This is a genomic window from Paenibacillus sp. Aloe-11 (assembly GCF_000245715.1).
Lineage (GTDB): Bacteria > Bacillota > Bacilli > Paenibacillales > Paenibacillaceae > Paenibacillus > Paenibacillus kribbensis.
In genome coordinates, this window is sequence record NZ_JH601082.1 from 4893 (window position 1) to 11966 (window position 7074).

A 7074-nucleotide genomic window follows, 5' to 3' on the forward strand; every position below is an offset into this window, starting at 1 on the left:
CCCGCTAATCCTTGCGGCCGCTATAAAATTCCGTTCTTTCAGACTAACGACCATATTGCGGCACATTCGGGCATAATACACCCACTGCACCATCATCAAGGCAAGCAGCACCTGCATCAGACCCGGCCCAAAAATACCGACAATACCCAGTACGAGCACCAGATTCGGGAACGCCATAATCCCTTCGCAAAACCGCATTAGCACACTATCGACCCAGCCGCCCACATAACCTGCAACCGATCCAATCACGACACCAATACCAAGCGAGGACAGGAAAATCAATGTCGCAAAGCCGAGCGAAATACGCGCTCCATACAGCAGCCGGGACAGATTGTCCCGCCCCAAATGATCAGTTCCCAGCCAGTATTCCTTCGAAGGTCCTTCCAGCTTGTGCAATAAATTGACTTTAACCGGATCATGGGGAGCCAGCCACGGGGCTATCGCCATAATGAGGAAAAGAGCCGCCAGCACAACAGAGCAGACCACGACTACTTTTTGACCCTTGAACATTGTACGCAACCTTATCATCACCGCTCTGCTCGTCCCTTCGCTGAAATTCGGGGGTCCATATACAAATGCACCAGGTCAACGAGCAAATTGCATACGATGAACAGGCATGCCGCCAAAAACACATAGCATTGTATGACGGGAATATCCCGGTTAAAAATCGCTTCCACAAAATATCGGCCAAAACCGGGCCATGAAAACACCTGCTCCACAATAATCGTTCCGGTCAGCAGCTTGCCCAGATTCATGCCCATACCCGTAATCAGCGGAGAAATGGCAATTTTGAGCACATGCTTGAGCATAATTATACGTTCAAGAATCCCTCTGGTTCTGGCATACTGCACATACGTTTCCTGAAGCTGCTCCAATACACTGGAGCGCAGCAGGCGCGTATATAGAGCAATCAGAACGAACGACAGGGTCAACGTGGGGAGCACCAAATGCTGCCACGTCCCCCGCCCCTCTACAGGCAGCAAGTCCAACCGGACAGAGAAAAAGAAAATCAACAGATATCCCAGCCAGAACTGTGGAATAGACGCTCCAACATATGAAACCCCTCGACTAAGCATGTCGATCCAGCCATTTTTACGTATCGCCGCCAGTACGCCCAGCGGAATACTCACCACAATGGATAGCAGCATGCTGCTCAAGGCCAGCTCGACAGTGGCAGGCAGCCGAACCTTCACCTCATCCCACACCGGCTTGTTTGTCAGGTACGAAGTACCAAAATCCAGCCGGCTGATTCTTTGCAGCGTCTGCATATACTGTGTCAGCAAAGGCTGATCCAGTCCGAATTCATGCCGCTTCTGCTCCAGAATTTCCGGAGTCGGATAGATGTGAGCGGCTGTCAAATAGGCCTCGGCCGGATCAACCGGTGAAATATGAATGAGTGCAAAGGTAACGAGAGTGGCAAAGAGAACAATAGGAATGACCGCTATCATTCGTTTCCCAATATAGCTAATCACAAGTTGTCCTCCTCTTCTGTAAACGAACGTTACCCTTTCATTTCAACTACTTTCCGATTTCAATTCCATCAAACGGATTTTCATCCCGGTTGGCCGGGAATACAAAATTCGTAATTTTTTTCTGGTATACGGCAGTTTTCTTAATATATGAAATAGGCACAATGGCAGATTGCTCCTGAAGCGTCTTCAGAATCGAAGCATACAGCTCTTGACGCTTGGTTTCATCTGTCGATGAGAGTGCTTCGTGTACTTGCTGATCCAGATTCTTCTTCATTGGAAGGGCGCTTAGCACCTCGGAAATCCCGAAGCTCTTCTTGGCAATGACGTTAATAAAAGAATGCGGATCATAAGGCGCACCATAGTTGTACCAGAAGTACAGATCAAATTGGTTGGATCTAAGGCGCTTGATTTGAACTGTCAGCTCCAGCCCGGTCAGGTTCACTTTAACACCCAGCTCTCCCCATTCCGCCTGAATCGTTTCAGCCATCGCCTTTTGGATCGGATCGGTTTTATCAAAAATCAGCTCAAAATCGAGTTGCTGTCCATCCTTCTCCCGCACCGTACCGCCAGCAGGCAGCTTCCAGCCGGCCTCATCCAGCAGCGCTTTGGATTTTTCCACATCATAGTCCACGGGCTGTAAGTCCACATTCGTATACGGATAGTTTTTGGACAAAACGGTATCCGCTTTTTCCTCCAGCCCTGAGGTCACACCTTCCACCATCGCCTGCTTGTTAAAACCATGCTGGAGGGCCAAGCGTACGCGGAGGTCTGACAGCTTGGGATTGGACGAATTGAGCAGCAGGCTTCTTGTGCCGACAGGATCGGACAGCTTGGTAACATACTTATCCGTGTCGCGAAGCTGCTTGAAGGCATCCAGACTAATGACACCTTCTCCGTAAATCAGATCCAAATCGCCTTTCTCAAAGGCCATTACACGCGTTTCGCTATCGGGAATGATTTTTACGATAATTTTATCCACCTTCGGTGCAGTTCCCCAATAATTTGGATTGCGCTTAAAGGTTGCATATTCATCCTGCTTGTATTCATCCAGCATCCAAGGCCCTGTACCTACAGGTTTCTTGATGCCTTTGGAGGTGTCCCCATCATCCGGGAACCCGGCCTCACCCAAAAAGCGGAACGGACGAACGACGGACAAATCCTGAAGCACCGGGTAGTACGGCTCCTTGAGCGTCAATCGGAAGGTGCTGTCATCCACGACCTCCGTTTTGTCGAGAACACCTACCACACCAAGCCAGCTGTGCGTCTTATCATTTTTCATGATTGCGTCAAAGTTCTTTTTGATAATGGCTGCGTTGAACGGTGTTCCATCTGAAAATTTCACACCTTTGCGAAGCTTGAACGTATATGTTTTGCCGTCCTTGGAAATCGTCCAGGATTCAGCCAAAGCAGGCTCCAGCTTGCCTCCTTGCTTGTAGCTGACTAACGGCTCATAAATCATGGATTGTGCAAAAAGCTGGGAAGGGTTGTATACGTGAGGATTCATTGTACCAATGTCACGCGGCCACGATAGCGTGATCGACTTTTCATTGGCAGCTCCGTTCATTGAGGTGGATGCAGGTGTATCCTCCTGCTTCGCGCAACCTAAAATAACGGATAATAGGAGGATTGCCACCAACATAAGGGTGGTAGTCTTGCGGTGTCGAACGGACATCAATGTTTTTCCCCTTTTCTATATATGTGATAATGATTATCATAATCATATTAAGAATAGGTAGCACATCTTATTTTGTCAACAATATTCGACAAGGAAAGATCAAATTTATTTTAAATTTGTATAATTTGAGATAGATGGATCATTCCACCAACGTTTGGAACAAGGTGTGAGTGTACTCATGCTGTAACAGGCTTTCATCCCAATCCTTGAATATTTCCACGATCTCCCCCTGATACATAACGGCAATCCGATCACAAAACGGACGGGTGGATTGAAGATCATGAGTGATGAAAAGGTAGGATAACTGACGTTCTATCTGGACTTTCTTGAGCAAGTCGAGTACGGAGGACTGTGTTGCTGCGTCGAGATTGGCGACGGATTCGTCAAACAAGATGATTTCCGGCTCCACCGCCAGCGCACGAGCGATGCATACCCGCTGCTTTTGTCCGCCGCTTAGCTGTGATGGGTATTTCTCCAGACTGTCAGCCTCCAAGCCTACCGATTCCAGCAGGGACAGGCAGATATCCAGCGCTTGCGCTTTTCGCTCAGGAAAATAATTGCGGATCGGCTCCAGCAAAATATCGCGAATGGTCATACGGGGATGCAGTGAGGAAGACGAGTCCTGAGCGATCAACTGGACTCGCTTGTACAGATGAACATCCTTCACCTTTCCAGTGTGAATGGGCTGACGATCCAGCCAAACCTCCCCCGAGGTCAACGGTTCCAGCCTCATGATACATTGTGCCAGCGTACTTTTGCCGCTTCCGCTTTCCCCAACCAGTCCGAGGCATTCTCCCCGCTGTAATTCCAGACTTACCTGCTTCACGGCGGCCTGCTCGCTATCTTGCTTGCTAAACCAGCCTTTTTTCCGTCTGCGGACAGGATAAGTTTTGGTCACTTGCTTCAATTCCAGTATCATTCGTGCATCCTTCCTTCCGGCCTCATCTCCAATACGCGATCCGCTACACGGCCTATGCCCTGACGGTCATGAGAAATCAACAAAATGGTGAGATCGAAGTCCTCTCTCAGCTGCTGGAGCAATGCCAGAACCTTGTCCCGGTTGATGACATCCAGCGCCGTAGTTGGCTCATCGGCAATAAAGAGGCGTGGCCCGGAGCTTAGCATAGCAGCCAGCAGCACTCTTTGGCACATGCCTCCACTTAGTTCAAACGGATACAACGACAAAATGCGCTCCGGGTCCGCAAATCCGACCTTTCTGAGCAGAGCGTGTAGATAAGCCTCCTGCGATTGCGTAGCGCGGCCCCCAGCTAGCTCCGTGGCACGGCTTATCATCCGTCTCATCCAGGGTAGCGCACCCTGTAGAACGGCTTGCTGCGGTGCAGCGAAGGACGGGGCAGTATGAGCACCAGCATGCCCCGGCTCCTTCTGTTCGTGCGGCAAATGACGCCGCCCGTGCAGCCTTAACGTATCCGTCAGCTGTGCGCGGACGGTACGGATCGGGTTCAGCCCGCTCAGCGATTGCTGAATGAGCAGCGCAATATCCTCGCGGCGCAGCCTTTGCCAGCGCCGTTCATGGAACGGGACGATGTCCTCCCCGTTATAGTAAATATACCCTTGCGTAACAGCGATCCCCGGCTCCAGCATGCCTGCGATTGCATGTGCAGTCAGGCTCTTGCCGCACCCGCTCGGTCCGGTCAGAGCCACAATTTCGCCCGGATATACGGAAAAGCTCACATCTCGCAGCAGCGGTTGATGGCCACCGTTCCGCATTGTTCCCCCGTTCGCTTCCGATTTTCTACCTGCATCCGAGCCTGTTCCCGTCTCATTAGCTGTTCCTACGCCTGTGCGACCTATCCCCAAATGTTCCACGTGTAACAGCGGCTTGCGCCCGTCCACTCGCTCTATCGTATCCTTTCGACCAATGTCTGTCCGATGCTCCACTATTTCGCCGCCCCCTTTTCCGAAAAACGGTCACCCAGCAGCTGGCACGCAAGCACAAACAGCATAATCGCCAAGCCTGGAAAAATCATGACATGCGGAGCCACCTGAAAATACGAGGTTGCATCATGCAGCATCACGCCCCACTCTGGCTTGGGCGGCTGTACGCCCAGTCCAAGAAAGGAGAGCCCGGCAATCATCAGCACCACGCGCCCGATATCCCATACCGCATAAACAACCAACTGCGACAACACTTGTGGCAATACGTAACGTCTTAGTATGCGGATGTGTGAATTGCCGGATAAACGGGCATATCGCACATAGTCCTCCTGACAGGCTTTTTGAACCAGACTGCGGATATAGCGGACATAGCCTGCCCACCGTACCGCAATAATAGCCAAGGTCATGTTAACAAAACCCGGGCCCAAAATCCCCACAATCGCCACCGTCAAAATAATATCGGGAAAAGCCAGCACGCCGTCAATTCCTCGCATGATCAGCTGATCCACACGCCCACGTACATAGCCAATGAGCAAGCCTATCGGTAGACTGACACTCAGCGTAGCCACAGTAATCGCGCACGCGATTAACACACTCGTTCGAATCCCGTAAATCAGCCGTGACAGTACATCCCGCCCCAGGTGATCTGTACCAAAGGGATATTCCCGGCTAGGTGGGGCCAGACGGTTCAGAAGGTCCACATTCAGAGGATCATGAGGAGCAACCCATGGAGCCAGCACCCCGAGCAGCACGATCAGGCCAAACAGCACACTGCCAGTCAGCAGGCTTCCTTTGAAGGAAAGCCGTATCCTTTTCATTTCCAGCTTCCTCCCCTAACGCAAACGCAGCCTCGGATCTATCGCCGTCTGGACCACATCTACCAAACACTGAACGCCTACAATTAAAAATGCAGCAAAAATAACATACCCTTGAATCACGGGGTAATCTCGCTGCGTAATCGCATCTATAAAATACTTGCCCAAGCCCGGCCATGAAAAAATGGTCTCTACGATGACATTACCTGCAAGCATAAATGACAGATTCGTACCTAACAGCGTAGTAATGGGCAGAAAGGCATGCTTAAATACCTCAAAAAAAAGAATATGCGTACGGGAGAAGCCTCTGGCCTTCGCCGCTTTCACAAAATTCCGATCACTCAGCTCCAGCATTTGCGCACGCAACACACGAGCTTGTACGGCCCCCAAACCTGCGCCAAGGGTCAGGGCTGGCAGCACCAGATGCGTCCAGTCCTCCCTGCCCATGGATGGGAGCCAGCCCAGACAAACGGAAAACAAATAGATCAACAGAAAGCCAAGCCAAAAGGAGGGAATGGACGAGCCCAACAGGGCCAAAAGTCTGCTCAGACGATCCAGCGGGCCGCTGGATTTGACCGAGGCGGCCAGTCCCATCCCAAGAGTCAGCACGGTCATCACGGCAAAGCCGGCCAAAGCCAGCTCTACAGTAGCAGGCAATCTGCTCCACAGCTCGGCCAACACCGACTCCTTGGATACATACGAGGTGCCCCAATGCCCTGTGAACACATCCCGCAGCCAGTTCACATATTGAATATGAAGCGGCTCGCTCAAGCCCAGCTCCTTCCGCAGTGCCGTCAACGCCTCCTCAGAGGCAGGTACATTATGTGCAGTAAGCAAAATGGTAGCAGGGTCCCCCGGAGCTAGTCTCATCAGCACAAAAGTCACCGTAGAGACAGCAAATACAATGATGACCAGCTGCGCCGCACGTTCCAGAATAAAACGAATCATAGGATACGCAGCCCGCTATTTCGCAATATCGGATTGCGCTGTAATGTAGTAATACTCAATCGGATGGGGCGTAAAGCCCTCTACCCCTTTTTTCACACCAAATACATTGTCAGGATGCACAATGAACGACTGCGGCAAATTCGTATTAATGATATCTAACGCTTGCAGTGTCAACCCATTGCGCTCTGCAGTATTCTTTGCCAGCTTCAACCGGCCAAGAATGTCCTCCAGCGGTTTGGAGACATATCGGCTCACGTTAGCTTCG

General features: G+C 51.1%; 7 protein-coding genes and 1 pseudogene. All 8 read right to left on the bottom strand.

Annotated features, from left to right (window positions below; translation table 11 throughout):
* A partial coding sequence (locus WG8_RS29230) for an ABC transporter permease subunit (protein WP_232289174.1) occupies positions 1 to 528 on the bottom strand: 528 nt, incomplete at its 3' end.
* Positions 528 to 1472, bottom strand: a complete 945-nt coding sequence (gene nikB / locus WG8_RS24940; protein ID WP_007433075.1) for a nickel ABC transporter permease subunit NikB — start codon at positions 1470 to 1472, stop codon at positions 528 to 530. The genes nikB (WG8_RS24940) and WG8_RS29230, both read right to left, overlap by 1 nt.
* Positions 1473 to 1518: 46 nt before the next feature.
* Positions 1519 to 3144, bottom strand: coding sequence for a nickel ABC transporter substrate-binding protein (gene nikA / locus WG8_RS24945; RefSeq protein ID WP_007433076.1), 1626 nt, complete (start codon positions 3142 to 3144; stop codon positions 1519 to 1521).
* 142 nt (positions 3145 to 3286) lie between these two features.
* Positions 3287 to 4066, bottom strand: a complete 780-nt coding sequence (locus tag WG8_RS24950) for an ABC transporter ATP-binding protein (RefSeq protein WP_007433077.1) — start codon at positions 4064 to 4066, stop codon at positions 3287 to 3289.
* The gene (locus tag WG8_RS24955) at positions 4063 to 5049 is read right to left on the bottom strand and encodes an ATP-binding cassette domain-containing protein (RefSeq protein WP_007433078.1); all 987 of its coding nucleotides are present in this window, start codon (positions 5047 to 5049) and stop codon (positions 4063 to 4065) included. The genes WG8_RS24950 and WG8_RS24955 overlap by 4 nt, the downstream gene beginning before the upstream one ends.
* Positions 5049 to 5864, bottom strand: coding sequence for a nickel transporter permease (gene nikC, locus WG8_RS24960; RefSeq protein ID WP_007433079.1), 816 nt, complete (start codon positions 5862 to 5864; stop codon positions 5049 to 5051). The genes WG8_RS24955 and nikC overlap by 1 nt, the downstream gene beginning before the upstream one ends.
* A 15-nt stretch (positions 5865 to 5879) precedes the next feature.
* Entirely contained in the window at positions 5880 to 6809 is a 930-nt protein-coding gene (gene nikB, locus WG8_RS24965; RefSeq protein WP_007433080.1) for a nickel ABC transporter permease, read from the bottom strand.
* Positions 6810 to 6824: 15 nt separating this feature from the next.
* Positions 6825 to 7074, bottom strand: a pseudogene (locus WG8_RS29235) (ABC transporter substrate-binding protein); the annotation flags it as partial.

Excerpts from the sequence above, each read along its gene's own strand:
- nikC (WP_007433079.1), bottom strand. The coding sequence starts at position 5,864 with ATGAAAAGGATACGGCTTTCCTTCAAAGGAAGCCTGCTGACTGGCAGT.
- nikB (WP_007433080.1), bottom strand. The coding sequence starts at position 6,809 with ATGATTCGTTTTATTCTGGAACGTGCGGCGCAGCTGGTCATCATTGTA.
- WG8_RS24950 (WP_007433077.1), bottom strand. The coding sequence starts at position 4,066 with ATGATACTGGAATTGAAGCAAGTGACCAAAACTTATCCTGTCCGCAGA.
- nikA (WP_007433076.1), bottom strand. The coding sequence starts at position 3,144 with ATGTCCGTTCGACACCGCAAGACTACCACCCTTATGTTGGTGGCAATC.